2 protein-coding genes are annotated in these 1,485 nt (G+C 66.7%); one reads left to right on the top strand and one right to left on the bottom strand.

Features of this window, described 5'->3' with window-relative positions:
* Positions 1-974: AbrB family transcriptional regulator (locus tag ENZ74_RS31545; RefSeq protein ID WP_164761389.1), on the top strand; the 974-nt coding region annotated here is incomplete at its 5' end.
* 7 nt (positions 975-981) lie between these two features.
* On the opposite strand, the gene ENZ74_RS31540 is transcribed toward ENZ74_RS31545, so the two are convergent.
* The coding region (locus ENZ74_RS31540; protein ID WP_164761388.1) for a siderophore-interacting protein at positions 982-1,485 on the bottom strand (504 nt) is incomplete at its 5' end.

Genomic DNA, 1,485 nt, shown 5'->3' with positions numbered 1-1,485 from the left:
CATTGGTGCCGGCGGCGCTGCTGATCGGGCCGATGCTGGCCGCCATCGTCGCCGGCACCAATGGCGCCACGGTGCGCGTGCCGCGTCTTCTGTTCGGCGCCGCCCAGGCGATCGTCGGCTGCCTCGTCGCGGCGTCGATCTCGGCCGACATCTTTCCGGTCTTCACCCAGGAATGGCCGCTGTTTCTCGGCGTCGTGGTGGCCACCGTCACAGCCTCCAGCCTGCTCGGCTGGCTGATCAGCCGCTGGCGCATCCTGCCCGGCACCACCGCCGTCTGGGGCTCGTCGCCGGGTGCGGCCACCGCCATGGTGCTGATGGCGGGTGCCTTCGGCGCCGATCAGCGGCTCGTCGCTTTCATGCAATATCTGCGCGTCATCTTCGTCTCGATGACGGCGGCACTCGTTGCCAAGATGTGGGTCGACACGTCTGAGGTCGAAATCCCCGCCATCGTCTGGTTTCCGCCGATCGATGCCCAAGCCTTCGCCGCCACCATCGGCATCGCGGTCGTAGGCGGCCTGGCGGGAAAGTTGTGCCGACTGCCCTCGCCCTTCTTCCTCGGCACCTTCATCTTCGGCACCGTCGTCCATCTCGGCTTGGGCGTGGAAATGCAATTGCCGCAATGGCTGCTGGCCGTCAGCTACGCCATGGTCGGCTGGTCGATCGGCCTGAACTTCACAAGGGCGATCCTGCGCCATGCGGCGCGCGCCTTGCCGCAGATCATCGCCTCGATCGTGGCCTTGATCGCCTTTTGCGGCGGCCTTGCCTTCATGATCAGCCATCTCCTGGGCATCGATCCGCTGACCGCCTATCTGGCGACCAGCCCCGGCGGCATGGACAGCATCGCCATCATCGCTGCAGCAGCGCAGAACGTCGACATCTCTTTCGTCATGGCGCTGCAATCAGCACGCTTCCTGATCGTGCTGCTGATCGGCCCGAGCGTCGCGCGGCTGGTGGCGAGAAGCGTCAGGCAATAGGCAGCGGCTAGTCCTCGCCGCCCTCGCCCACGCTGTGCGCGTCCCGGCGCCAGTAGGCCGTAACCAGGTGGCGGTCGCGCGGCAGGCCCCACTGTTTGCGCACGATCTTGCGGATCTCCCGGAAATCGCCAAATTCGCAACCGACCCAGACGTACAGGCCGTCGGCAAGCGCCATGTGCTTGCGCTCGCGCAAGGCGGCGGACAACAGGCCCGCGGTGCCGGCCTCGCGGCCGTGCCGGTAAAGCCAGGTGATGTCGATATTATCCCCTTGCGCCAGCGCCATCCGGTCGTCCGGCCCATCGATCTCGATCAGCGCCTCAGCGCGTGTTGACGGCGGCAGATCTTCCAGAATCCTGCCTATGGCGGGAAGTGCTGTGTCGTCGCCGAGCAGAAGCAAGGTCTGCGCCACCGGAGCGTCGCCGCCACCGGGTCCGATCATGCCGATGACATCTCCCGCCCGTGCATTTTGCGCGAAGCTGGCGGCGGGCGTCTCCTGGCCGGGGTGCAGCAC

This window comes from Mesorhizobium sp. M7A.F.Ca.CA.002.15.2.1 (genome assembly GCF_003998715.1).
GTDB lineage: Bacteria > Pseudomonadota > Alphaproteobacteria > Rhizobiales > Rhizobiaceae > Mesorhizobium > Mesorhizobium ciceri.
Note: the sequence above shows the minus strand (reverse complement) of the source record. Positions and strands in the feature narration are given on the sequence as shown.